This is a genomic window from Drancourtella massiliensis (assembly GCF_016900655.1).
Classification (GTDB): domain Bacteria; phylum Bacillota; class Clostridia; order Lachnospirales; family Lachnospiraceae; genus Sellimonas; species Sellimonas catena.
Window position 1 is genome coordinate 1 of the sequence record NZ_JACJKH010000119.1, and the last position, 341, is coordinate 341.

1 pseudogene is annotated in these 341 nt (G+C 42.5%); it reads right to left on the reverse strand.

Annotation, left to right across the window (positions count from 1 at the left end):
* A pseudogene (locus H6A32_RS16000) lies at positions 1–341 on the reverse strand (ISNCY family transposase); the annotation flags it as partial.

Sequence of the window (341 nt, forward strand, 5' to 3'; positions counted from 1 at the left end):
GTATAATCCTGATTTTCAAGACCTGCTCTTGCATTGAGTGGAATATATGCTTTCTGGAAATGTTTGTCCTTACCAAAAGTATCACCGGTAAGAAGGCTCTTATAGAGCTGAGCGGTATCGAAAGCGGCATCTCCGAGGAAGGTTTTGGGATTGATCAGTGGATGCTTTGAAAAGAAGTCTTTGAGTGTCGGGATCAAAAGTTTGGAATCATGAACACACTTATCCTCATCAGGGGAGTCCGATTTCTTTTCGACAACAATATCAGGATGGGACGCCATAAAGTCTTTGTTGTAGAAAGAGATATGACGGATAATGCCCAGCCCATTGGTGACAATGCCAAA